Below are 23,424 nucleotides of genomic sequence, written 5' to 3' on the forward strand. Positions count from 1 at the left end.
CAACGGCCGTTCCGGCCCCGACCTGCGGGTACGCGGTTCCCCAGATCGCTGGGATGGGTTCGGGCCGTGCCCGCGGAGACGCTGGTCGTCGTACGGGTGCCCGGTCCGCGGGCGCCGACGACCACGGGGGAGAGCTCGTGTCCGGCACCACCCACTTCCGCAGCCACGCCTGGATCCTGTCCGGGCTCATGAACACACCGGGGATCCTGGTCCTGGCCGACGGACGGCTGTCGTTCGTCGCCGACACCGGCCCCGTCTTCGACGAGCCGCTCGACGCCGTCACCGACGTCCGTTTCCCCTGGTACGAGTTCGGCGGGGGCTTCCGCGCCACCGTCGCCGGGCAGCGGCGGCGGATCGCGCTGGTCCGCCCGAACGGCGCCGACACCGCGACCGCGGCCCTGTTCGACACCGCCGTGGGCGAGGCGTTCGTCGCGAGCCGGGCGGTGCACGACATCGCCACCGGGCGCACCGCGGGGAAGTCCTGGCGGGCGCTGCTGACCGGCGGTGCGGCGTGAGCGCGCCGCGGGTCCTCGCCGCGCTCGTGGCGGCCGCGGGGCTGCTGGCGGCGGCGGGCTGCTCCTCGTCGGTGCCGCGCGACCAGGTCGCCTCGACCATCGCGACCCAGCTGGGCGGGCAGGGCGTGGCGATCGACGCCGGCACCGTGACCTGCCCGTCCGACCTGGCCGCCGAGGTCGGGCGGACCCTGCGCTGCGAGTTCACCACCGGCGGCCAGCCGGTCGACGCCGTGGCCGCGGTCAGCGCCGTCGACGGCGGCACGGTGAACTTCGACATCACCACCGAGGCCCGGCCGGTGTCGCCGGAGGTGCTGGCGAGGACCGTCGGTGAGCAGGTCACCGCATCCATGGGCCGGCCGGTCGAGACCACGACCTGCGACGGCGAGCTGGCCCCGCGCCCCGGCGCCGTGCAGACCTGCACCCTTACCGTCGGCGGCGAGCAGCTGCCGGCCCGGGTGACCGTGACCTCGGTGGAGGGCGGCCTGGTGAACTTCTCGATCGCCGACGCCTGACCGGCGGCCGACGGCTGTCGGGGGTCCTCGCTACCGTGCCCGTATGCAGATCGGAGCACACGTCCGCGACGCCGAGGACCCCCTGGCCGCGGCCGCCGAGGTCGGCGCCGAGGTGATCCAGCTGTTCCTGTCCGACCCGCAGGGCTGGAAGAAGCCGCCGCCGCACCCACGGGCGGCGGAGCTGGCCGCGTCGGACGTCGCGGTGGTGGTGCACGCGCCCTACACCGCGAACGTCGCGTCCACGAACAACCGGATCCGCATCCCCAGCCGCAAGATCGTGCAGCAGCACCTGGCCGGGGCCGCCGAGGTCGGCGCGTTCGGCCTGGTCGTGCACGGCGGGCACGTCACGAAGGACGACGACCCGGCCGTCGGGATCGACAACTGGCGCAAGTTCGTCGAGCGCCAGGCCGGGGAGCACGGCTTCGACGTGCCCGTCCTGATCGAGAACACCGCGGGCGGGGACAACGCCATGGCCCGCCGGTTCGACGCACTGGGCCGGCTGTGGGACGCGGTGGGCGAGTTCGGCGTCGGGTTCTGCCTGGACACCTGCCACGCCTTCGCCGGCGGCGAGGAGCTGGCCGGGATCGTCGAGCGGGTCCGGGGGATCACCGGGCGGATCGACCTGATCCACCTGAACAACTCGCGCGACGCGTTCGACTCCGCCCGCGACCGGCACGCCAACATCGACGACGGGACGATCCCGCCGGACGAGCTGGCCGCCGTCGTCGCGGCGGCGGGGGCGCCGGTCGTGGTGGAGACCCCGGCCGAGGGGCAGGCCCGCGACATCGCGTTCCTGCGGGAGCACACCTGAGGCGGGCTCAGGCGGTAGGACCCTGGCGGTGAGCGGGCCGCCCGGATCGGCCCGAGCAGCGGAACGGGAGCGCCCCGTCCGTGGCACCGCCGAGGTCGGCCGGCCGCTCGGCGACGCCGGCCCCGCCGTGGGTGACCGCGCCGTCCCGACCGGCGACGGGCACCGCCCGGCCGCGCCCCGGGACGTCGGTCGGGTTCCTCAGCGCCAGGCGAACACCGGCTGCTCCAGGTGCGCGACCCGCGTCGCACGACCGTGCAGGACGACCTCGCGGAACTGGTGGAGCACCGCGCCGGTGGGGGCGTGGACGTAGCGGTCGAACAGCGGCACCTGGATCACCGGGGCGTCGGACTCGGGGATCGTGAGGAACCGGGGCTCGTGGTCGATCTCAGCCAGCGGCGGACGGTGCAGCTCGGCGACCTCGTCCGGGTTGGGCGTCGGCTCGCCCGCGCCGCCGGCCCACAGCACGACCGGGGTGATGACGTAGCCGGAACGGGTCGGGTAGTCGTCGAGCAGGCCGAGCACGCGGTCCGGTCCGAGCTCGAGCCCGATCTCCTCGGACACCTCGCGGCGCCCCGCCTGCTCGGCGGTCTCACTCGGGTCGAGCCGCCCGCCCGGGAGGGCCCACTGCCCGGAGTGCGCCCGCAGCGACCGGGCGCGCCGGGTCAGGACGAACGCGACCTCGTCGGCGAGACGGCCGTCGCCGGTGGCACCGGGGACCGGCAGCAGCGTCAGCGTGACGGCGGCGGCCCGCTTCCCCGCCCGATCCGCCTCCGACGCGGCCCGGCGCTCGGCCGGGGGGAGCGTCGTCAGCGCCGCCTCGACACGCTCCCGCAGCTGGCGCTGCACCGGTTCCGGGACCACCACGTCGTCGGCCATGCACCGATCGTCGCACCCGCCCGGGCGCCGCACAGGTTCCGTCGCCGCCGCACACGTCACACCCTGTGCGGCGCCACCACACCCTGTGCGGCGCCCGGCACCCGGCGCACGCGGTCGGCGCCCGGCCCTACGGTCGGCGCCCGACGGCACGGGCGGCGAGAGGCACGGGCGGTAGGCGGCACGGGCGGTAGGCGGCACGCCGCCGTCGCGCCGGTGCGCGCCGCACAGGCCCCGGTGCGCGCCGCCCGGGACGACCACGACGCCTGCCGTCGCACCCCGGGCGAGGTCGTCGCACCCGCCGCAGAGGGTGCGGCGACCGCACGAGCGGTGCGTCGACGTCACCAGGGGTGCGACGAGCGGCGGGGGACGGCGACCGCGGGGGAGTGCCCCGACCGCGAGGGGGTGCGGCGACCGCCGGGGGCGACCGCCGGGAGGTGCAGCGACCGGCACGACAGGTGCGGCGACCGCGAGGGAGCAACAACCGCCGGGGCGCGGCCACCGCACAACGGGTGCGGCGACGCGAGGAGCAGCCGCGGTTCAGTCCGCGGGGTCGCGCCGGGGGCGGGCCGCCCGGGACGGCCACGGCTCGGGTGCCGCCGCGCCGCCGGAGCGGCCGGAGCCCGCGGAACCGGCCGCGCCACCGGACGGAGACGTCCCGCCGGACCGAGTCGCACCGCCGGACCGGGTCACGCCGCCGGACCGGGACGTGCCACCGGACCGGGACGCCCCGACGGAACCGGTGGCGCCGGAACCGCCGCCGTCCCCTCGCCGACGCCGCCCGCCCCGTGCGGGCACCGCCACGGCGGACGCCGCAGCGGCGGGCACGGCGGGAACGCGGGACCGGGAGACCCGCGGGCCGACCGGCCACACGGGCTCCGGGTCCCGGCCGGGGTCGGTGCCGGGCCGCAGGATCTGCCGGACGACGAGCACGCACAGCGCGACCACCACGGCGTCGCGGACCAGCACGGTCACCAGGAACGGCTCCGGCGGCAGCCCCTTGTTCGCGACACCCAGGTACTGGAACATCCGCGGCACCCAGACCAGCGCGTCGACGACCATCCACGCCAGCAGCAGCCGCCAGCGTGGCAGGGCGAGCACCGCGAGCGGGACCAGCCACAGCGAGTACTGCGGGCTCCACACCTTGTTGACCAGCAGGAACGCCGAGACCGTCAGGAAGGCCAGCTCGGCGACCGCGGGCGGGCGCTGCGCGCGCAGCGCGAGCCAGGCGATCGCGGCGAACGCCAGCACCATGAGCACCGCGGTGACGGTGTTGAGCACGGTGGGGGACTGCCCGTCGCCGAGCGGGCCGTCGAAGCCGGACCAGCCGGTGAACCAGTACAACGAGTACCAGATCGAGTCCGGGTCGGCCGGGCGCGTGCGGTTGAGCAGGAAGAACTCGACCCAGCCGCGCGGCCAGGCCAGCGCGACCGGGAGGTTCACCGCCACCCAGGCGAGGACCGCGGCGCCGATCGTCCACGCGGCTCGCGGGAGGCCGCCGTCGGCGCGGCGTCGCCAGCCGACGAGCAGCACCGGCAGCAGGAACAGCAGCGGGTAGAGCTTCGCCGCGCCGCCGATCCCGAGCAGCACCCCGGCCCAGACCGGACGGTCTCGGCGCAGCGCGAGCAGCGCCCCGGTCGCGAGCGCGACGGTGAGCGTGTCGAAGTTGGTGAACGCGTGCACCGCCACCAGCGGGGACAGCGCGACCAGCGCGGCGTCCCACGGACGTTCCGGGCGGAGCATCAGCACCGCCCACACCACCACCAGCCAGGCCATGGCCAGCCAGATCGCGGTGACGTCGAAGTAGACGACGACGTCGAGCGCGGTCGGCAGCGGCAGCCGCTCGGCCAGCCACTGCCAGCCGTCGGTCAGCTGCGCGTTGAGGTACTGGAACATCCCGGTGACCACCGGGTACTCCATGTACCGGGCGGTGCGGGAGCCGTCGGCGGCGGTCTCGAACCAGGCGTCGCGGTAGGGGACGGCGTCGTCGGCGAGACCTTCCAGCCCGTAGAGCGGGACGGTGTCGGAGTAGCACATCGCGACGTACTGACGGTCGTTGCGCCAGTCCAGCGCGAGCGCACCGTCGGGGGTGCGGTACTGCTGCAGGCAGGCCGCCTTGCCCAGCCAGCCCAGCGCCAGCACGACGACGGCGAGCAGCAGCACCACCCGCAGCGGGGTCCACCAGCGCGACCGTCCGACGAGTGCGTGCCGGCCCAGCGGGCCGCCGACGACCCGGCTGGCGGCGCGCGCCAGCGGCTCGGTCCAGGTCGGGATCTCCCGGTCCCGGACACCCGCCCCCGGCGCGTCGCGGGGGGCGGGCGGTGCGGCTCCGGGCCGGCCGCCTGCGGTCAGTTGTCGCCCCCGCGGCCCGGACGGTCCCGGCCCGCGTCGGAGCCGGGCGGACCGTCACTGTTGCCGTCGTTGCCGGGGTCGCCGCTGCTGCCGTCGCCGGATCCGTCACCGGAGCCGTCGCCCGAGGAGTCACCCCGGTCGCCGCGGTTCCCGCGGTCGCCCCGGTCCCCGCGGTCGCCGTTGTCGCGGCTGTCGCCGGGCTCCTGGGTGGTGGTCGGCTGCTGGTCGTCGCCCTGCCCCGAGTCGTTCGAGACGGCCCGGGCCGGGGCCTGGCCGATCGGCTCGAAGTCGGAGAACTGCTCCACCGGCGTCCCCTGCAGCACGTCGTTCATGAACGACTGCCAGATCGAGCCGGGCAGCATCCGCCCGTAGACGGGGCGGCCCGCGGAGTTCTTGATCGGGGTGTTGTCGTCGGTGCCGACCCACACCGCGGTGGACACCGACGGGGTGTAGCCGACGGTCCAGGCGTCGTTGTTCTGGCCCTGGACGCTGCTCTGCACGGTGCCGGTCTTCGCGGCGACCGGACGCCCGTCCAGCCCGATCCGCGAGGAGCTCGCGACGTCGGTCATGGACTCGGTGACGTTGCGGGCGACCTCGGCCGGCATCACCTGCTGGCCGTTGTCGGTGCTGCCGCGGTCGTAGATGACCCGGCCGTCGCTGGCGGTGACCTTCGCGATCAGGAACGGGTCGCGCTTCATGCCGTCGGCCGCGAACGTGCCGTAGGCGGCGGCCATGTCCTCGGGGTGGACCTCGCGGTCACCCAGCGAGATGCCGCCGGTGGGGTTCGGCAGCAGGTCGGCGGGGATGCCGGCCTGGTGCGCGGCGTCGGCGACCCGCTGCGGGCCGACGTCGAGACCCATCCGGTAGAAGACCGTGTTGATCGACTTGGTCATGGCCTCCTTCACCGAGCACTGGCCGCAGCTCACGCCCTCGGAGTTGGTGACCGTGGTGCCGGCGAGCTCCTGGGGGGAGGAGCCGTCGTAGATCGTGCCGAGGCCGACCGGCGGGTTCGCCTGCAGCGCCGCCGCGAGCACGAACGGCTTGAACGACGAGCCGGGCTGCTTGAGCACCGAGGCGTAGTCGAGGCCGACGCCGTTCTCCCCGCCGAAGTAGGCAATGATCGCGCCGGTCTTCGGGTTCACCGACACCAGCGAGGACCGCAGGTTGCCGGGCTGGCCGTCCATGACCTTCTGGACGGCCGTCGCCGCGTCCTCCTGGGCCTTCGGGTCGATCGTCGTGGTGACCGTCAGACCCTGGGTGTTGATCTCGGTCTCGGAGATCCCGAGCTTCTCCAGCTCGGCCCGGGCCGCGTTGTAGATGTGGCCCTTGTCGTCGCCGGGGATGCCGCCGCCCTCGGCCGCGGAGGCCTCGCGCCACTGCGGGAACTTCTGCTGCGCCCGGTCGGCCTGGGTCATCCAGCCCTGGGAGACCATGCCGTCGAGCACGAAGTTCCACCGCTGCTGGGACATCTCGAGGTTCTTCGCCGGGTCCCAGCGCGACGGCGACTGGATCAGCCCGGCGATCATCGCGCCCTCGGAGGCGTTCAGGTCCTGGACGTTCTTCCCGAAGTACGCCTGGCTGGCGGCCTGGATGCCGTAGGCGCCGCGACCCAGGTAGATCGCGTTCAGGTAGTTGCCGAGGATCTGCTCCTTGGTCATCTCCTTGGACATCTTCGCGGCCAGCACGACCTCGCGGAACTTGCGGAACAGCGAGTACTGGTCGTTGCCGGTGGTCACCTTGATGTACTGCTGGGTGATCGTCGAGCCGCCGCCGATCCCGCCGGACAGCTGGTTGATCACCGCCCGCGCGATGCCGGTGATGTCGAAGCCGGGGTTGGAGAAGAACGTGCGGTCCTCGGCGGACAGCACGGCCTGCTGGACCGGCACCGGCACCTGGGACAGGTCGACGCTGGTCCGGTTGACGTTGTCCGGCCGGACGGTCGCCAGCGGGGCGCCGTCGGTGTAGGTGAAGGTCGCGACCTGGGTGACGGCGATGTCGTCGGCCTTGGGGACCGGGAACACCAGCCAGCCGATCGCGAACGCGACCAGCGGGCCGATCACCGCGAACGCGGCGAGCCCGATCACCCAGCGCCGGAGCCGGCGACGACGGCCGGGCTTCTTCCGCCCGTCACCGCCGTCCCCGGGACCGCGACCGTCGGGACGACCGGGCGGGCCGGGCGGGCGGCCGCCACCGCCGCCACGACGGGCGGCCGTGGCCGGTGCCGCCGCGGCCGCCGCGGCACCGCGGGCCGGCGGACGGCCGGTGCGCTGCGGGGCGGCCGTGCGCGGACCGGCCTGGGCGGGCCGGACGACGGGGTCGAAGTGGCCGACCCCGGAGTCGTCGTGGGTCAGCAGCGGCGGAGGGGACTGGGGGACCGGGCGCGGCGGCGGCCCCGCGGGTGCGGGACGGCCGCCCACCGGTGGACGACCGGGGGGCGGGGGCATCGGGGGACGGGGGCCCACGCCCGGTCGGGGTGCCGGCGGGGGCATCGGGGGACGGGACCGCGGAGGACCGGGGGGCGGGGGCGGCGGCGGGGTGCGCCGGGGGTCACGCTCGTCGTTCACCGGGCGGCTCCGTGGGATGCGGTGGACCGGATCCGCAGTGGCCCGGGCCGGGGGTGCCCGGGGCGGAGGGGATCCGGCAGCGGACCGGCGCGGTGCGCGCGGTCCGGGTGGTCGTGCTCGTCGGGCAGGGCGCCATCGGACTCAGCCACCCGCACTCCGCCGGCCGCGGCGGGGGCGGCCGGTGCCGAGGACGAACGAGCGGACCAGGTGGTTCCAGCGGCACTCGGTGCACACCTCGACGACGTGCACGGAGAAGTCGGCGACCTGCGCCGCGAGCTGCTCGAGGTCCGCCGCGGAGCGGGCCGAGCCGGAGACGTGGCGCAGGCTCTCGCCGAACACCCACGAGACCTGGGCGAGCTCGTCGTGCCGGCAGACCGGACAGGCCCGACCGGCGGCCGTGCCGTGGAAGCGCGCGGCGCGGAGCAGGTAGGCACCCGCATCGCACACCTCCTCACGGCCGACCCGGCCGGCCCGGACATCGGCCAGCAGAGCACGGCGCTGCAGGGCGTAGTCCACCACCTGTCGCGGGCTGAGCACCCGACCAGGGTACGCGGGACGGACCCGCGGACCCATCGCCGTCCCGCACGGGCCCCTGCGGGCACGACCGTTCCGTGCCTGGTCGGGGCACTCGTCCGGTCCGTGACCGCCTGTGATGACGATCATGGAGGGGACGGATCGATGTATCGGACCGATAGGATGACCGGTCGGCGGTCCGCACGGAGGAGGTCGCGATGCTGGACTTCGCGGTCCTCGGCCTGCTCCAGGACGGTCCGCTGCACGGGTACGAGCTGCGCAAGCAGCTCGGCCGCAGGCTCGGCGGCTTCCGCGCGTTCTCCTACGGCTCGTTGTACCCGGCCCTGCGCCGGCTGCTCCGGGCCGGGTCGATCGCCGAGACCACCGACGAGGCGGGTGATCAGTACGGACGCGCTCCGGGACGGCTGCGACGGGGCAGGCGGGTCTACCGCATCACCCCGGCGGGCCGGGACCGGTTCGCGGCCATGCTCGCCGAGGCCGGCCCCCAGGCGTGGGAGGACGGAAGCTTCGACGTGCACCTGGCGTTCTTCGCGCGGACACCGGCGGAGACCAGGATCCGGATCCTGGAGGGCCGCAGACGGGCCGTCGAGGAACGCCGGGACGGTCTGCGCACCGCGCTCGGCAGGCCCTGCGAGGGGGTCGACCGCTACACCCGCGAGCTGCACCGGCTCGGGCTGGAGTGCTCCGAGCGCGAGGTGTGCTGGCTGAACGAGCTGATCGCGACCGAACGGGCCGAGCAGGGCGCCGCGGACGGCCGCGACGAGAGGACCTTCCCCGGCGGCGGGCCATCCCGGCCCGCGACCGGCGGGGTACGACAGGACGAGACAACAGGAGGAGCCTGACATGAGCCAGGTTCGGGTGGCGGTCGTCGGCGTGGGCAACTGCGCGGCGTCGCTGGTCCAGGGGGTTCACTACTACGCGGACGCCGATCCGTCGGCCCAGGTCCCCGGCCTGATGCACGTCGACTTCGGCGGGTACCACGTCCGGGACGTGACCTTCGTGGCCGCGTTCGACGTCGACGCGAAGAAGGTCGGTCAGGATCTCGCCGACGCGATCTCGGCCAGCGAGAACAACACGGTCAAGATCGCGGACGTGCCGCCGCTCGGGGTGACCGTGCAGCGCGGTCCGACCCTCGACGGTCTCGGCCGCTTCTACCGGGAGACCATCACCGAGGCCGACGGCGAGCCCGTCGACGTCGTGCAGGTGCTGCGCGACACCGGGGCCGACGTGCTGGTGTCCTACCTGCCGGTGGGCAGCGAGGACGCCGACCGGTTCTACGCGCAGGCCGCGCTGGACGCGGGCGTCGCGTTCGTCAACGCGCTGCCGGTCTTCATCGCCTCGGACCCGGAGTGGGCGGAGAAGTTCCGCGCCGCCGGCGTCCCGATCGTCGGCGACGACATCAAGTCCCAGGTCGGCGCGACCATCACCCACCGGGTGCTGGCGAAGCTGTTCGAGGACCGCGGCGTGCAGCTGGACCGCACGATGCAGCTCAACGTGGGCGGGAACATGGACTTCCTGAACATGAAGGAGCTCGAGCGGCTGGAGTCCAAGAAGGTCTCCAAGACCCAGGCCGTCACCTCGCAGGTGGACCGGGACATGGGCAAGGGCAACGTGCACATCGGCCCGTCGGACTACGTGTCCTGGCTGGACGACCGCAAGTGGGCCTACGTCCGGCTCGAGGGCCGCGCGTTCGGTGACGTCCCGCTGAACCTGGAGTACAAGCTCGAGGTCTGGGACTCCCCGAACTCCGCGGGCATCATCATCGACGCGGTGCGGGCGGCCAAGATCGCCAAGGACCGCGGCATCGGCGGACCGATCCTGTCGGCGTCGAGCTACTTCATGAAGTCGCCGCCGGAGCAGTACCGCGACTCCGAGGCGCGCGACAAGGTCGAGGCGTTCATCCGGGGCGAGATCGACAACTGATCCGTTTCTCGGTACAACGGCCCGGGGACGACCGCGCAGGTCATCCCCGGGCCGTTGCCGTACCGGAGACGTTCCGGAAGACGACATTACCGATCCGGAATGTTCTCGTTATTCGTCGTGAGCGCAGTCATGCAATGAATGTGCTCTGCGTCATTTATCCGAGCGATATCTGTTCGTAATGTGCGGTCCGGCCTTGTGCGACCACCGCCCATCCGGGGTGAGGGGTGCAGGGTCACCGCCGGGCGACGACGCGGGCGGGTCGTGAGTGCCGTCCGGTCCCCACCGGAACTCCCCCTTCGTACCGGCGCCCACGGGTCCCGCCCCGACCGCTCCTCCGGTGGTGCAACATCCCGAGGACCCCACCGTGCCCCAGCGTCATTCCGCTCCGGCGCTCCGCGTCGCCGTCGTGGCCACCACCGCCGCCGCGGCCGCAGTTCTGTCCGTGCTCCCCGCCGCCACCGCGGCCCCCACGGACGCCGCCGCCTCCGCGGCACCCGTCGCGGAGACCGTGACCCGTGACGTCGCGCCGGCCGCGAACGTCCTGCCGGCGCTCGGCGCGAACCCGGCCGCGCTGTCGGTCTCCTCCGCGGCGCAGGCCGCGGCCCCGGCCGCGCAGGCCGCCGCCGCGCGCAGCGGCGCGATGTCGACCGCGATGGCCCAGCTCGGCAAGCCCTACCGCTGGGGCGCCACCGGCCCGAGCGCGTTCGACTGCTCCGGCCTGGTCCGCTACGCCTTCGCGAAGGCCGGCAAGGACCTGCCCCGCACCAGCCGGGCCCAGGCCCAGGTGGGCACCCCGGTGTCGAAGTCGAACCTGAAGCCCGGTGACCTGGTCTTCTTCTACAGCCCGGTCAGCCACGTCGGCATCTACATCGGCGGCGGCCAGATCGTGCACGCCTCCACCAGCGGCCAGCCGGTGAAGATCTCCGACATCGACCGGATGCCGTTCAACTCGGCCCGCCGGGTCTGAGAGAAGCTTGCGGAACGAAGCTCAGCTCTGAGCGCGCACGCTCCCCGGTACGACCGGCCCCGTCCTCGCGCAGGACGGGGCCGGTCGTCGTAGGTTCACCGGGTGACCGCTCCCCGCCGCCCGCTCGCCCTGATCACCGGTGCCTCCCAGGGCATCGGCGCCGCCACCGCCAGGCTGCTCGCACCGCGCTACGACCTGGTCCTGGGCGGCCGGGACGAGAAGCGGCTGGAGACCCTGGCCGGCGAGCTGACCGAGGCGGGCCCGGTCGCGGTCCGCACCGTGGCGGTGGAGCTCACCGACGACGACGCGCTGGCCACGGCCCTCGACGGCATCGACCGGCTCGACGCGCTGGTCCACTCGGCCGGGGTCGGGGAGCTGGGCACCGTCGCGGAGACCAGCGCGCAGACCTGGCGCCACCAGTTCGACGTCAACGTCGTCGCGGTCGCCGAGGCGACCCGGCTGCTGCTGCCCGCACTGCGCGCGGCGGGTGCCGACACCGGCGCCGACGTCGTGCTCGTCAACTCCGGCTCCGGGCTCACCGCCCGCGCGGGCTGGGGGTCCTACGCGGCGAGCAAGTTCGCGCTGCGCGCGTTCGGCGACGCCCTGCGCGCCGAGGAGTCCGGGCACGGCATCCGGGTCACCTCCGTGCACCCGGGCCGGGTGGACACCGCGATGCAGGAGCGGGTCGTCGCCCACGAGGGCGGGGAGTACGACGGCTCGCGGTTCCTGCGCCCGGAGTCGGTCGGTGCCGCGATCCTGGCCGCGCTGACCGCGACCCGCGACGCCCACCTCACCGACATCGTGGTCCGCCCCCAGGGCTGACCCGCGCCGGGATCACACCGGGGCCGGTCCCGCCGCCACCGCGGCGTGCAGCTCCGCCAGGGCCGCCTCCACCGGCGGTGCGGCGGCGACGGCGTCGCGGACGACGGCCAGGATCGACCGCACCGGGGTCGGCCGCACGACCGGCACCGCACACGTCCCGGCGGGGAGGTGGGCGGCCCCGAGGCGCGGCAGCACGGTGAGCCCGATCCCGGCGGCGACGAAGGCGAGCGCGGTCGGGTAGTCGTGCGCCTCGACGTGGAACGGCGGCCGGAACCCCGCCGCCGTGCACGCCTCGACGAGGTTGCGGCGGCACCAGCCGCGGGCGAAGTCGTTGTCCACCCAGCGCTCGCAGGCCAGCTCGGCGAGCTCGACCTCGTCCCGGCCGGCGAGCGGGTGCCCCACGGGCAGGACCGCCACGTAGGGGTCGGAGAGCAGCGGGGTCACCGAGAAGCCGGGCCAGGCCGCGAAGTCCGGCCGTTCGACGGCGATCTGCACGTCGGCGCGGTCGGCCGGGTCGTCGGGCAGCCACTCCCGCAGCCGCAGGTCCAGCCGGACGCCCGGGAAGTCGCCGGTCAGCCGGCGCACCACGCGGGGCAGCCAGGCCGAGCCCACCGAGGCGAAGTAGGCCACCGACAGGGTGCCGGTCCGCCCGGCCCGCAGGTCGGCGACGACCGCCTCGGCCTCCCCGATCCGGGCCAGGACCAGATCCGCCTGCTCGGCCAGCCGGACCCCGGCCGCGGTGGCCCGCAGGCCGCGCCCGGCCCGTTCGAACAGGGTCAGCCCGGTCTCCCGCGCGAGGGTGGTGACGTGCTGGCTGACCGCCGACGGCGTGTAGCCCAGGTTCGCGGCCGCGGCCTGGACCGAGCCGCTGGCGACGACGGACCGGAACACGCGCAGGCGGTGGGTGTCGAGCACGATTCGACAGTACAGCGGCACTGAATCCAGGAGAAGGAATCATCGCTGGTGCTGAAGTATCCGGAGCGCCAGGCTGGTCCCCATGAACCGCTCGACCCGTGCTCTCCCGGCGCTCGCCGCGTCGGTCACCGTGGTGTTGTGGGCGTCGGCCTTCGTCGGCATCCGTGCCGTCGGGCACGACCTCTCCCCGGGCACGCTCGCCGCGGGCCGGATGCTGGTCGGGGCGCTCACCCTGACCGCGATCCTCACCGTGGTGCGGGCGCGGCGACGCGCCCCGGCCCCGCCGGCACCGCGCGGACGCCTGCTGGCGGCGGTGGCGATCTGGGGTGCGGCCTGGTTCGGCGTCTACAACCTCGCGCTGAACGCGGCCGAGCGGCACCTCGACGCCGGCACCACCGCGCTGCTGGTGAACGTGGCGCCGGTGGTCGTCGCCGTCCTGGCCGGGCTGCTGCTCGGGGAGGGCTTCCCCGCGCGGCTGCTGGCCGGGATGGGCGTCGCGTTCGCCGGGGTGGCCCTGATCGCGGCGGCCTCCTCCGCCGGGGGCGCCGACCTGTCCGGGGTGCTGCTGGGGCTGCTCGCCGCACTGGTCTACGCGGGCGCGGCCGTCGCACAGAAGCGGCTGCTGCCCCGGGTCGACGCCCTGACGATGACCTGGACGGGCGCCGTCGCCGGGGCCGTCGCGCTGCTGCCGTTCCTGCCGTCGCTGGTCACCGAGCTCGCCACCGCGCCGCCGACGGCCGTCGCCGGCGTCGTCTACCTGGGGGTGTTCCCGACCGGTGTCGCGTTCCTGACCTGGGGGTACGCCCTGACCCGCACGACCGCGGGCCGGCTGGCCGCCACCACGTACGCGATCCCGCCGCTGGTGGTCGGGCTGTCCTGGGCGCTGCTCGGGGAGGTACCCGCACCGGCCGCGCTCGCCGGCGGTCTGCTGTGCCTCGTCGGCGTCGCCGTCGCCACCCGTTCGGCCCCGCCCCGGGGGCGGGGATCGTCCGAACGACAGACCCCCGTGGCCCTCCCCGTCGCTACGCTCGTCGGGCATGGGGGAGTCCAGGGACGACGAGCGGTCCGTGATGCGGGTGTCGGACGCCGACCGCAGCGAGACCGCGGAACGGCTGAAGCTGGCGCACGACGAGGGCCGGCTGTCACTGACCGAGTACGACGAGCGGTTGCAGCAGGCCTACGCGGCGACCGTCCGCGCGGACCTCGACCGGCTGGTCACCGACCTGCCCGCGGTGGAACGCACGACGTTGCCGTCGGTGCGTGCCGAGACGGCGCAGGTGGAGAAGGCCGAGGCGAGGCGTGAGCACCTCACCGAGTGGCGCTCGTGGGCCGGCACCTCGGTCATCCTGACCGGCATCTGGGTCGTCACCGCGTTCGCCTCGTCATCCGACGGGGAGGGCCTCCCGTTCTTCTGGCCGATCTTCCCGATCGGGATCTGGGGGGCGGTCCTCGTGGCGCACTTCTTCTTCGGCTCCGGGGAGAAGGAGGACGACTGAGGGTCCCGCGGCGGCTGCCACGCGCACCGGACCGGGCATAGAGTCGCCCCGTGCTCGACCCCGCCCGCCTCGACCTGTCCGCGCTCGCGGACGCGCTCGAGGACCGCACGCCGGAGGTCACCTGGTACCTCGACCCGGCCGACGCCGAGGTGCACGGCGTGTCCGGCGACGACCGGCCCGGTCCGGACTGGGTGGAGATCCGGCCGGTGACCAGCCGGGAGTCCTACCGGGACATGTCCGACTTCACCGCGGGCGTGCAGCACCGCCGGGCCGCGGCGCTGCTGGACCGCGCGATCGACGGCCGGGGCGCGTTCCGCCGGTTCAAGAACACGTTGTTCGAGTTCCCCGAGGTCCGCGACCAGTGGTACCGCTTCCGCGACGCCCGTTCCCGCCGGCGCGCGGCGGACTGGCTGGTCGCGGCCGGCCTGATCGGCGCCGACGACGGCGAGCGGCTCCGGGCACGCCACCCCGACCCGGACCCGTCCAACGACGACGTGCCCGCCGCCGTCGCCGACGACCTGGCCCTGCTCTACGGCCCCCGGCTGCGCCAGGTGCTGCTGTTCGGGTCCTGGGCCAGCGGGGAGGGCTCGGTCGAGTCCGCGATCGACCTGCTCGTGGTGCTCGACGACGACGGGTTCCCGATCCTGCCCTGGGAGGAGGTACGCGCGATGGACGACGTGCTGTGGCAGCACACCCGGCGGACCGGGCTGACGATCAGCGTGCTGCCGGTCGGCCAGGGCGAGCTCGTCCGCGCCGCCGACCCGACGGTCGTGCGTGCCCGCGCCGAGGCGGTGCGGGTCCGGTGACCCGGCGGGTGCACGGCGGGATCGCGCGGGCCCGGGTCGAGCTGGGCGGGGCCCGGGTGCTGGCCGAGAACGGCTTCGGCGACGCCGCGGTCTCCCGCGCGTTCCACGCCGCGTTCCGGGCCGCCGAGACCGCGCTGCTGGTGCTGGGGGAGACCCGCGCCGAGCACTCCGAGGTGGTCAGCGCGTTCGTGCGCCGGGTGGTGCGGGAACGGTCGCTGGACCCGCGGGCCGGGCGGCTGCTGCGGTCGCTCTACAACCGGCGGGCGCTGGCCGACCACTCGGACGTGACCGCTCCGGCGGCGGAGGCGCGGGCGGCCCTCGACGACGCCGCGTTCGTGCTCGACGCCGTGGAGGCCTGGCTCGCCGAGCCGGCCCTGTCCGGGCCGCCGGACCCGGGGAACGGGGCGACCCGGCGGCCGGAGAAGCCGGTCCGGCGCGGGTCCCGCGCCTGACCGGCCGGGTCCGGCCCGCTGCCTCAGCGGAACTGCGGCGGGACCCCGTACGGCCCGGCCTGCGGCGCGACGAACTGCGCGGGAGCACGCTCGGCGCGCTTCGGGTCGTCACCCCAGGCGTTCTGACGGTGCTCGCCGTCGGCCGCCAGCCACACGATCAGCAGCACCACCCCGACCAGCGGGACGAGGCCGATGAAGTACCACCACCCGCTGCGGCCGGTGTCGTGCAGCCGCCGCACCAGGAGCGCGATCGCGGGCACCAGGTGGACGAGCGCGACCACGGTCGCCAGCACCGGGGCGCCGAGCAGCTGCGTCGTCCCCAGGACCACGTCCAGGGTCCCGGCGACGAGGTAGATCCCCAGGTAGACCAGGGCGAACATCCAGTACTCGGCCCGCCGGGCGCGCCCCCGGAAGTCGGAGAACCCGCGCATCGCCTGCAGGTAGTACGTCATGACGTGGCCCCTCTCGCCGTGCGACCACGGGCTGGTCGCTCGGACGAGGGGATGCCGCCCGGGGGCCGGCCGTTACAGCGCGCGGGTCAGAAGAAGTCCCCGCCGAAGTCGGAGTCGTTGTCGAACAGGCCCCCGCCGTCGAAGCCGCCCTGGTCGGCGCCGTCGAAGCCGCCGTCGGCACCGCCGTCGAAGCCCGGGTCGTCGAGGGCGGCGCCGTCGGCGAACCCGTCGGCGTAGGCGGCTGGGTCGGCGCCGGCCATCCCGCTGAACAGCGAGGTGAACAGCAGCGCCGAACCGACACCCCAGGCCCCGGCGACGAGTGCGGGCTTCCACCACGGCTCGGAGTACCAGCCGCGCGGCACCGGACGCCCGGCGACGGTCCCGCCGGGGTAGTAGTGGCTGTTCCGGTCGGTCGGCCGCGGCGACGCGCCCAGGCTGCGACCCTCCACCTCGACCTCGCGGTCCTCGGTGACCTCACCGGCGCGGGACTGGCCCGGCAGCGGCGGCAGCTCGGGCCCGGGGTCCATGCCCATCGCCGTGCGGGCGGCGCGGACGTAGTAGAGACCCTCGTAGGCGGTCTCGGTGACCTGCCGGCACTGCGCGGCCGTGCGCGCCTGCTCCATCTGCGAGCCCGCGGCGGTGTAGCGCTCGGCGGCGTCGGCCAGCGCCTGACGGCTCGGGTCGTCGGTCCCGGTCAGGGCCAAGACCTGGCCGCCGAGGCGTTCCACCCAGCGCCGGGACTCGGCCTGGGCGTCGGCCAGAGCGGCGGCCTTGTCCGCGTTGTGCCGACGCACCAGCCAGACGACGGCCGCGACGACGGCCAGGACGACGATCAGGGTCAGGACTGCGCTCATGACGGACCTCCTGCCCGCTCAACGGGCAGGAGGTCGCCTGCGTTCCCTACCGGACGACGTTGACCAGGCGCCCCGGCACGACGATGACCTTCTTCGGCTCGGCCCCGTCCAGCGCGGTGACGACCTTCTCGTCGGCCAGCGCGGCCGCCCGGATCTCGTCCTGGCCGGCGTCGGCGGCGACGGTGACCCGCGAGCGGACCTTGCCGTTGACCTGGATCGGGTACTCGACGGTGTCCGCCACCAGGTAGCGCTCGTCGGCGACCGGGAACGACGCGTAGGTCAGCGTGTCCTCGTGACCGAGCTTCTGCCACAGCTCCTCGGCGATGTGCGGGGCCAGCGGCGCCAGCATCAGCACCAGCGCCTCCGCGACCTCGCGCTCCACCGGCGCCCCGCGCTTGGTCAGCGCGTTGTTCAGCTCGATCAGCTTCGCGGCGGCGGTGTTGTAGTGCAGCGCCGGGAAGTCCTCGCGCACACCGGCGATCGCCTTGTGCAGCGACCGCAGGATCTCTTCCGACGGCGCGTCCTCGACGACGGTCACCGCTCCGGTGCCCTCGTCGACCAGGTTGCGCCACACCCGCTGCAGGAACCGCTGCGGGCCGACCACGTCCCGCGTCGACCACGGCCGCGAGGCGTCCATCGGGCCGGTGTACATCTCGTACAGCCGGAAGGTGTCCGCGCCGTAGCGGTCGCACATGTCGTCGGGCGTCACGACGTTCTTCAGCGACTTGCCCATCTTCCCGTACTCCCGGGTGACGGGCTGCCCGTTCCACGTGAAACCGGCGCTCGTGCCGTCCTCGCCGACGACCTCGACGACCTCCTCCGCGGGCACGTAGGTCCCGCGGGCGTCGGTGTAGGCCCAGGCCTGGATGTAGCCCTGGTTGAACAGCTTCCGGAACGGCTCCTCGCTGCTCACGTGGCCCAGGTCGAACAGGACCTTGTGCCAGAACCGCGAGTACAGCAGGTGCAGCACGGCGTGCTCGACACCGCCGACGTACAGGTCGACACCGCCCGGGTCGGCGACCGACCGGGCCGCGTCCTTGCCGATCCAGTACTTCTCGGCCTCGGCGGAGACGAACCGCTCGGTGTTCTCCGGGTCCAGGTAGCGCAGGTAGTACCAGCACGACCCGGCCCACTGCGGCATCGTGTTGGTCTCGCGGCGGTACTGCTTCGGGCCGTCACCCAGGTCCAGCTCGACGGCCACCCACTCGTGCGCCCGGGACAGCGGCGGCTCCGGCTCGGAGTTCGCGTCGTCCGGGGCGTAGGTCTTGGGCGAGTAGTCGTCGACGTCGGGCAGGACGACGGGCAGCTGGTCCTCGGGCAGCGCGATCGGGCCGTGCTCGTCCCAGACGACCGGGAACGGCTCGCCCCAGTAGCGCTGCCGGGAGAACAGCCAGTCGCGCAGCTTGTACTGCACGACGCCCTCGCCGGCGCCCTTCGCGGCCAGCCAGTCGATGATCGTGCGCTTGGCCTCGTCGACGCCCAGCCCGTCCAGGCTGATCTCGTCGTTCGCGGAGTTGATGGTCGGGCCGTCGCCGGTGTACGCGCCGCCGTCCCAGTCCGACGGCGGCTGCACCGTGCGCACGTGCGGCAGCCCGAACGCGGCCGCGAAGTCCCAGTCGCGGGTGTCCTCGGCGGGCACCGCCATGATCGCGCCGGTGCCGTAGCCCATCAGCACGTAGTCGGCGACGAACACCGGCACCGGGGAGCCGGTGACCGGGTTGGTCGCGTACGCGCCGGTGAAGACGCCGGTCTTCTCCTTGTTCTCCTGCCGGTCCAGCTCCGACTTGCGGGCGGCCTCGGCGCGGTACGCGGCGACGGCCTCGGCGGGCGTCGCGGCGCCACCGGTCCAGCGCGGGTCGGTGCCGTCGGGCCACTGCACGGGGGCCAGGGAGGAGACCAGCGGGTGCTCGGGCGCCAGCACCATGTAGGTGGCGCCGAACAGGGTGTCCGGGCGGGTCGTGAAGACCTCGATCGCGTCGGCGCCGGACTGCACCGGGAACCGGACCCTGGCGCCCTCGGAGCGGCCGATCCAGTTGCGCTGCATCGCCTTGACCGACTCCGGCCAGTCGACCCTGTCCAGGTCGTCGGCCAGCCGGTCGGCGTAGGCGGTGATCCGCATCATCCACTGCTTCAGGTTGCGGCGGAAGACGGGGAAGTTGCCGCGCTCGGAGCGTCCCTCGGGGGTGACCTCCTCGTTCGCCAGCACGGTGCCCAGGCCGGGGCACCAGTTGACCGGGGCCTCGGAGATGTAGGCCAGCCGGTGGCCGTCGACCACCGCGCGCCGCTCACCCTCGGACAGCTCCGCCCACGGACGGCCGTCCGGAGTGGCGCGACTGCCGTCCTCGAAGGAGGCGCGCAGCTCGGTGATCGGGCGGGCGCGGTCGGCCGCGGCGTCGTACCAGGACTCGAAGATCTCGCGGAAGATCCACTGGGTCCAGCGGTAGAACCCGATGTCGGTGGTGGACACCGAGCGGCGCGGGTCGTGACCCAGGCCCAGCTGGCGCAGCTGCTGCCGGTAGCGGGCGATGTTGGCCTCGGTCGTCGTCCGCGGGTGCGTCCCGGTCTGGACGGCGTACTGCTCGGCGGGCAGCCCGAAGGCGTCGAAGCCCATCGGGTGCAGCACGTTGTGCCCGTTCATCCGCAGGTAGCGGCCCAGCACGTCGGTGCCGATGAAGCCCAGCGGGTGCCCGACGTGCAGCCCCGCCCCGGAGGGGTAGGGGAACATGTCCATCAGGTAGACCTTCGGCTTCTCCGAGCCGGGCTGCCCCGGGTCGGGGGCGTGGAAGGTCTGCTCGGTCTCCCAGAAGTCCTGCCACTTCCGCTCGATCCGGGCGGCCATCTCGGCGTCGTAGCGGTACGCCGGTCGGTCCGCGCGCTGCTCGGACGCGGTCGTGGTCTCGGTGCTCATGTCCGTCTCACCTCGGGGATGCCTGTCGTGACGGCCCGACTCGGGGCCCGGAACACGTCGCGGCCCCTCGTGCGCATCACGCAGGAGGGCGCATCACGCAGGAGGGGCCGTCGCGGCGCCGTGTTGTGGCTACGACGCCGCGCCGGGAAGTCGGCGGGCCGTGCACATGTGACCAGGGTAGCCGGGGCGGGCATCCCCGTTCCCCCGGGTTCTACCCTGGTCACGTGCCCACGACGCTCCGCCTGCTCCTCGCCGCCCTGCTCCTGCTGGCCGGGGTGGTCCTCGTCGTCCTCGCCGTGCTGGGGGCGACCGGCCGGCTGCCGCGCAACCGCTTCGTCGGCGTCCGCACCGCGGACAGCCTGCGGACCGCCGACGCGTTCGCGATCGCCAACCGGGTGGCCGCGCCGCCGGTCGGGGCCGCGGGGGCGATCGCCCTGGTCGGCGGGACGGTGCTGCTGTTCCTGGACCGGACCGGCGCCGCCCCGTGGGTGCTGGGTGCGATCGCGCTGGTCGGGACGGTCGTGCTCGCCGGTCTCGGTGGCGCGGTCGGGGCGCGGGCCGCGGCGGCGGCGATCGCCGCGCAGGCCGCGGCCCCGAGCTGCGGCGGGGTCTGCGCCGGCTGCGACCTGGTCGCGGGCTGCCGCGACGCGACCGGCACCGAGCCGGGCTCGGAGCCCGGGGCCCGCACCGGGCTCGCCCGCGAGGCCTGACCTGCGAGGCCCGACCTGCGGGGCCTGATCCCCGGGACCCGACCCCGGGCGGGCTACCAGCCGCGGGAGCCCGGCCCGCCCTTGAACGGGCCGACGACCTCGTCGGTGACCCAGCCGCCGTAGAACCCGCCGGGCTGCGGGCGGACCGTCTCCCCGTCGAGGGTGATCCGCTCGAACGGCGCCACGTAGACCGCGACCCGGTCGGTCAGCTCCGGGTAGCGCGCGTCCGGCCGCGGGTACCACCAGGCGACGTCGGTCAGCGGCGGCACGCCGGGGACGCGCACGTCGCAGTAGTGGGCGACGCCCTTCCACTCGCAGAACGTGCGCTGCTCACCGGGCACCAGCACGCCGTCGGTGAAGGCGGTGCGGGGCAGGTACCAGGTCGGCGGGTGGCTGGTCTCCAGCACCCGGACCAGGTCGTCCGACGCGGCGACGAGCGTCCCGCCGTGCCACAGCTCCGCGTGCCGGGGCACCCGCTCGGCCCGGGGCGGGCGCGGGTAGTCCCACACCGACTCCTGCCCGGGGCCGACGGGATCGGGCTGGGGACGACGGTCGAACAGCACGACCCCACGGTAGGCCGGTCAGCGGCCCCCGGGCACGGTCGTGGCGAACCCGCGCTGCGCGGCACCGGCCGCGGCGTCCCGACCGGGGGTGGGCCCACCACCGGTCGCACACCGCCCGCGGGGATTCAGTTCCAGGCGGGATCACGCGGGAACGTGGCGAGCAGCGCCAGCGGGACGCCCTGGCGGCGCAGCACCCGTTCCCACAGCTGGTCGTAGACGGTGGTCAGCAGGTCGTCCGGCAGGCCGGGGACGACGTACCAGTCACCCCGGGCGATCTCGCCGCCCAGCTGGCCCGCGTCCCAGCCGGAGTACCCGGCGAAGATCCGCAGGCCGCGCAGCCGCTGCGCGAGCGGAGCCGGGTCGGAGTCGAGGTCGACCAGCTGCACCGGCGGCCGGACCGGCATCAGCCCGCCGAGCCCGCGGCCGGTCTCCCCGGTCCGCAGGGCGGCCAGGCAGAGCGCGGTGCGCGCCTCCACCGGACCGCCGACGAACATGGTCCCGGGGTCGCTGGTGAGCCCGGCCCACCGCGGGAGCACGTCCCGTACGGCCGCCTGGCCCGGCCGGTTGAGCACGACCCCGAGGCTGCCCTGCGGACGGTGCTCGATCATGTAGACGACCGTCCGCGAGAAGTTCGGGTCGCCCAGACCGGGGGCGGCGACGAGCAGACTCCCCGGCGTGACCGGGGGAAGAGCGGCGCCTCGCGTGGCGCGGTGTTCCCGCACGGGTCCATGGTCGCACCTCCGGCGCGGACGCGATGCCGCCACCCGTTCGCCGCAACGTCGTACACCGGACATGATCGTCCATACGTTCGTGTAATACGAACGTCCATCGACGTGTACGTCCGTACGGGACGCACGTCCGGATCAGAGGTTCTCGGCTGCCCAGGCCCGCAGGGCGACCTCGGCCTGCTCGGCGTCCATCGGCCCCTGCTCCATCCGCAGCGCCAGCATGTGCCGGTAGGCCTTCCCGACGGCCGGACCCGGCGGGATGCCCAGCAGCTCCATGATCCGGTTGCCGTCGAGGTCGGGGCGGATCGCGTCGAGCTCCTCCTGCTTGCGCAGCTCGGCGATCCGGTCCTCCAGGCCGTCGTAGTTGCGCTGCAGGGCCGAGGCCCGGCGCCGGTTGCGGGTGGTGCAGTCCGAGCGCACCAGCCGGTGCAGGCGCTCCAGCAGCGGGCCGGCGTCGGCGACGTAGCGGCGCACGGCCGAGTCGGTCCACTCGCCCTTGCCGTAGCCGTGGAACCGCAGGTGCAGGTAGACGAGCTGGCACACGTCGTCGACCAGGGCCTTCGGGTACTTGAGCGCCCGCAGCCGCTTGCGGGTCATCTTCGCCCCGACCACCTCGTGGTGGTGGAAGGAGACCCGCCCGTCCGGCTCCTTGCGCCGGGTCGCCGGCTTGCCGATGTCGTGCAGCAGCGCGGCCAGGCGCAGGGTGAGGTCCGGCCCGTCGGTCTCGCGCTCGATCGCCTGCTCCATCACGACGAGCGAGTGGGTGTAGACGTCCTTGTGCTGCATGTGCTCGTCGGTCTCCAGCTGCATCGCCGGGACCTCGGGGACGACGTGCCGGGCCAGGCCGGTGTCGCAGAGCAGCTCCAGGCCGCGCCGCGGGTGGTCGCCGATCATCAGCTTGGTGAACTCGGCCTGCACCCGCTCGGCGGTGATCCGGGTCAGCTCGTCGGCCATCGCCGTCATCGCGGCGGTGACCCGCGCGGCGGGGGTGAACCCGAGCTGGGAGACGAACCGGGCGGCGCGCAGCATCCGCAGCGGGTCGTCGGAGAAGGAGCGCTCCGGGGTGTCCGGGGTGTCCAGGACGCCCTGGGCCAGCGCGGCGAACCCGCCGTGCGGGTCGACGAAGCGGCGGTGCGACCCGGTCAGCTCGACCGCCATCGCGTTGACCGTGAAGTCGCGGCGCACCAGGTCGCCCTCGACGGTGTCGCCGAAGCGGACCTCGGGGTTGCGGGAGGTGCCGTCGTAGGTGTCGGCACGGAAGGTCGTCACCTCGAGGGTCTGCCCGTCGCGGCGCAGCCCGACGGTCCCGAACGCGATCCCGGTGTCCCAGACCGCCTCGGCCCAGCCGCGCACGATCGCGAGGATCTGCTCGGGGCGGGCGTCGGTGGTGAAGTCGAGGTCCCCGGAGTCCCGGGTCGACGCGCCGGTGCCGCGCAGCACCGCGTCACGGACGCTGCCGCCGACGAGGTAGAGCAGGTGACCGCGGGCGGCGAAACGGGCGGCCAGCTCGTCGGCGACGGCCGGGACGTCGAGCAGTGCGACCACGGCGTTCTCCTGTGCTCGCTGCAGCTCGTCCGGGTCCGGGGCGGATCCGGCCGGAGGTCGGGTCGGCCGGGTCACCTGTCGGGCGGTGGAGGACGGGGACGACGAGGACACGACGGGCCAGT

At 74.4% G+C, this 23,424-nt stretch carries 22 protein-coding genes and 2 pseudogenes; 13 read left to right on the top strand and 11 right to left on the bottom strand.

What is annotated here, in order from left to right; all coding sequences use genetic code 11:
* Nucleotides 1-137 precede the first annotated feature (137 nt).
* From KPL60_RS34960 to KPL60_RS31305, 3 genes are read left to right on the top strand one after another with little or no spacing between them, the layout of a single operon-like run.
* Nucleotides 138-515, top strand: coding sequence for a hypothetical protein (locus KPL60_RS34960; RefSeq protein WP_226354434.1), 378 nt, complete (start codon nucleotides 138-140; stop codon nucleotides 513-515).
* Nucleotides 512-1,027, top strand: coding sequence for a DUF4333 domain-containing protein (locus KPL60_RS34965; protein WP_226354435.1), 516 nt, complete (start codon nucleotides 512-514; stop codon nucleotides 1,025-1,027). Before KPL60_RS34960 ends, KPL60_RS34965 begins: the two co-directional genes overlap by 4 nt.
* Before the next feature lie 43 nt (nucleotides 1,028-1,070).
* Complete coding sequence (locus tag KPL60_RS31305) at nucleotides 1,071-1,838, top strand: deoxyribonuclease IV (protein WP_062398963.1); 768 nt, start codon at nucleotides 1,071-1,073, stop codon at nucleotides 1,836-1,838.
* Nucleotides 1,839-2,036: 198 nt separating this feature from the next.
* Here KPL60_RS31305 and KPL60_RS31310 read toward each other — a convergent pair whose 3' ends face one another.
* The 4 genes from KPL60_RS31310 to KPL60_RS31325 all read right to left on the bottom strand — a co-directional run bounded on the left by KPL60_RS31310 (nucleotide 2,037) and on the right by KPL60_RS31325 (nucleotide 8,164).
* Nucleotides 2,037-2,714 (bottom strand): CoA pyrophosphatase, encoded by a 678-nt coding sequence (locus tag KPL60_RS31310; protein WP_226368033.1) that lies wholly within the window; start codon nucleotides 2,712-2,714, stop codon nucleotides 2,037-2,039.
* A gap of 537 nt (nucleotides 2,715-3,251) precedes the next feature.
* Nucleotides 3,252-5,063, bottom strand: coding sequence for a glycosyltransferase family 87 protein (locus KPL60_RS31315; protein WP_374228797.1), 1,812 nt, complete (start codon nucleotides 5,061-5,063; stop codon nucleotides 3,252-3,254).
* The gene (locus KPL60_RS31320) at nucleotides 5,060-7,480 is read right to left on the bottom strand and encodes a transglycosylase domain-containing protein (protein ID WP_226368034.1); all 2,421 of its coding nucleotides are present in this window, start codon (nucleotides 7,478-7,480) and stop codon (nucleotides 5,060-5,062) included. The genes KPL60_RS31315 and KPL60_RS31320 overlap by 4 nt, the downstream gene beginning before the upstream one ends.
* A 288-nt stretch (nucleotides 7,481-7,768) precedes the next feature.
* The gene (locus KPL60_RS31325; protein WP_226354438.1) at nucleotides 7,769-8,164 is read right to left on the bottom strand and encodes a DUF5318 family protein; all 396 of its coding nucleotides are present in this window, start codon (nucleotides 8,162-8,164) and stop codon (nucleotides 7,769-7,771) included.
* A gap of 194 nt (nucleotides 8,165-8,358) precedes the next feature.
* Between KPL60_RS31325 and KPL60_RS31330 the strand changes: the two genes are divergently transcribed.
* The 4 genes from KPL60_RS31330 to KPL60_RS31345 all read left to right on the top strand — a co-directional run bounded on the left by KPL60_RS31330 (nucleotide 8,359) and on the right by KPL60_RS31345 (nucleotide 11,873).
* Complete coding sequence (locus KPL60_RS31330) at nucleotides 8,359-9,003, top strand: PadR family transcriptional regulator (protein WP_226354439.1); 645 nt, start codon at nucleotides 8,359-8,361, stop codon at nucleotides 9,001-9,003.
* Nucleotide 9,004: 1 nt separating this feature from the next.
* Complete coding sequence (locus KPL60_RS31335) at nucleotides 9,005-10,084, top strand: inositol-3-phosphate synthase (protein WP_226354440.1); 1,080 nt, start codon at nucleotides 9,005-9,007, stop codon at nucleotides 10,082-10,084.
* Nucleotides 10,085-10,448: 364 nt separating this feature from the next.
* Nucleotides 10,449-11,051, top strand: a complete 603-nt coding sequence (locus KPL60_RS34970; RefSeq protein WP_226368035.1) for a C40 family peptidase — start codon at nucleotides 10,449-10,451, stop codon at nucleotides 11,049-11,051.
* A gap of 102 nt (nucleotides 11,052-11,153) precedes the next feature.
* Nucleotides 11,154-11,873, top strand: coding sequence for an SDR family oxidoreductase (locus KPL60_RS31345; RefSeq protein WP_226368036.1), 720 nt, complete (start codon nucleotides 11,154-11,156; stop codon nucleotides 11,871-11,873).
* A gap of 12 nt (nucleotides 11,874-11,885) precedes the next feature.
* Here KPL60_RS31345 and KPL60_RS31350 read toward each other — a convergent pair whose 3' ends face one another.
* The gene (locus tag KPL60_RS31350) at nucleotides 11,886-12,788 is read right to left on the bottom strand and encodes a LysR family transcriptional regulator (protein ID WP_226354443.1); all 903 of its coding nucleotides are present in this window, start codon (nucleotides 12,786-12,788) and stop codon (nucleotides 11,886-11,888) included.
* Nucleotides 12,789-12,870: 82 nt separating this feature from the next.
* Here KPL60_RS31350 and KPL60_RS31355 point away from each other — a divergent pair.
* The 5 genes and pseudogenes from KPL60_RS31355 to KPL60_RS31375 all read left to right on the top strand — a co-directional run.
* Nucleotides 12,871-13,731 (top strand): annotated as a pseudogene (locus KPL60_RS31355) (DMT family transporter); the annotation flags it as partial.
* Between the two features lie 127 nt (nucleotides 13,732-13,858).
* Nucleotides 13,859-13,957, top strand: a pseudogene (locus KPL60_RS34975) (DUF1707 domain-containing protein); the annotation flags it as partial.
* Nucleotides 13,958-14,044: 87 nt separating this feature from the next.
* Nucleotides 14,045-14,284 carry a hypothetical protein gene (locus KPL60_RS34980; RefSeq protein ID WP_226368292.1) on the top strand — a complete coding sequence of 80 codons (240 nt, stop codon included), beginning with the start codon at nucleotides 14,045-14,047 and terminating at the stop codon, nucleotides 14,282-14,284.
* A 50-nt stretch (nucleotides 14,285-14,334) separates the two neighbouring features.
* Complete coding sequence (locus KPL60_RS31370; protein WP_226354444.1) at nucleotides 14,335-15,090, top strand: UPF0158 family protein; 756 nt, start codon at nucleotides 14,335-14,337, stop codon at nucleotides 15,088-15,090.
* Nucleotides 15,087-15,542, top strand: coding sequence for a HEPN domain-containing protein (locus KPL60_RS31375; protein ID WP_226354445.1), 456 nt, complete (start codon nucleotides 15,087-15,089; stop codon nucleotides 15,540-15,542). Before KPL60_RS31370 ends, KPL60_RS31375 begins: the two co-directional genes overlap by 4 nt.
* Before the next feature lie 23 nt (nucleotides 15,543-15,565).
* Here KPL60_RS31375 and KPL60_RS31380 read toward each other — a convergent pair whose 3' ends face one another.
* From KPL60_RS31380 to leuS, 3 genes are all read right to left on the bottom strand, one after another.
* Nucleotides 15,566-15,994 carry a DUF805 domain-containing protein gene (locus KPL60_RS31380; RefSeq protein WP_226354446.1) on the bottom strand — a complete coding sequence of 143 codons (429 nt, stop codon included), beginning with the start codon at nucleotides 15,992-15,994 and terminating at the stop codon, nucleotides 15,566-15,568.
* An 86-nt stretch (nucleotides 15,995-16,080) separates the two neighbouring features.
* Nucleotides 16,081-16,848 (bottom strand): hypothetical protein, encoded by a 768-nt coding sequence (locus KPL60_RS31385; protein ID WP_226354447.1) that lies wholly within the window; start codon nucleotides 16,846-16,848, stop codon nucleotides 16,081-16,083.
* A 46-nt stretch (nucleotides 16,849-16,894) separates the two neighbouring features.
* On the bottom strand, nucleotides 16,895-19,756 hold the full coding sequence (gene leuS, locus KPL60_RS31390) for a leucine--tRNA ligase (protein ID WP_305080728.1): 2,862 nt from the start codon (nucleotides 19,754-19,756) through the stop codon (nucleotides 16,895-16,897).
* Between the two features lie 224 nt (nucleotides 19,757-19,980).
* Between leuS and KPL60_RS31395 the strand changes: the two genes are divergently transcribed.
* Nucleotides 19,981-20,466 carry an SdpI family protein gene (locus KPL60_RS31395; RefSeq protein ID WP_226354448.1) on the top strand — a complete coding sequence of 162 codons (486 nt, stop codon included), beginning with the start codon at nucleotides 19,981-19,983 and terminating at the stop codon, nucleotides 20,464-20,466.
* A 53-nt stretch (nucleotides 20,467-20,519) separates the two neighbouring features.
* On the opposite strand, the gene KPL60_RS31400 is transcribed toward KPL60_RS31395, so the two are convergent.
* The 3 genes from KPL60_RS31400 to KPL60_RS31410 form a co-directional block, all read right to left on the bottom strand.
* Complete coding sequence (locus KPL60_RS31400) at nucleotides 20,520-21,029, bottom strand: DUF427 domain-containing protein (protein WP_226354449.1); 510 nt, start codon at nucleotides 21,027-21,029, stop codon at nucleotides 20,520-20,522.
* A 125-nt stretch (nucleotides 21,030-21,154) separates the two neighbouring features.
* Entirely contained in the window at nucleotides 21,155-21,751 is a 597-nt protein-coding gene (locus KPL60_RS31405) for a YqgE/AlgH family protein (protein WP_073573695.1), read from the bottom strand.
* 141 nt (nucleotides 21,752-21,892) lie between these two features.
* Nucleotides 21,893-23,377: a CCA tRNA nucleotidyltransferase gene (locus KPL60_RS31410; protein ID WP_374228798.1), complete on the bottom strand. Its 1,485-nt coding sequence runs from the start codon at nucleotides 23,375-23,377 to the stop codon at nucleotides 21,893-21,895.
* Nucleotides 23,378-23,424: the final 47 nt, after the last annotated feature.

Source organism: Pseudonocardia sp. ICBG162 (assembly GCF_020496225.1).
Classification (GTDB): domain Bacteria; phylum Actinomycetota; class Actinomycetes; order Mycobacteriales; family Pseudonocardiaceae; genus Pseudonocardia; species Pseudonocardia alni.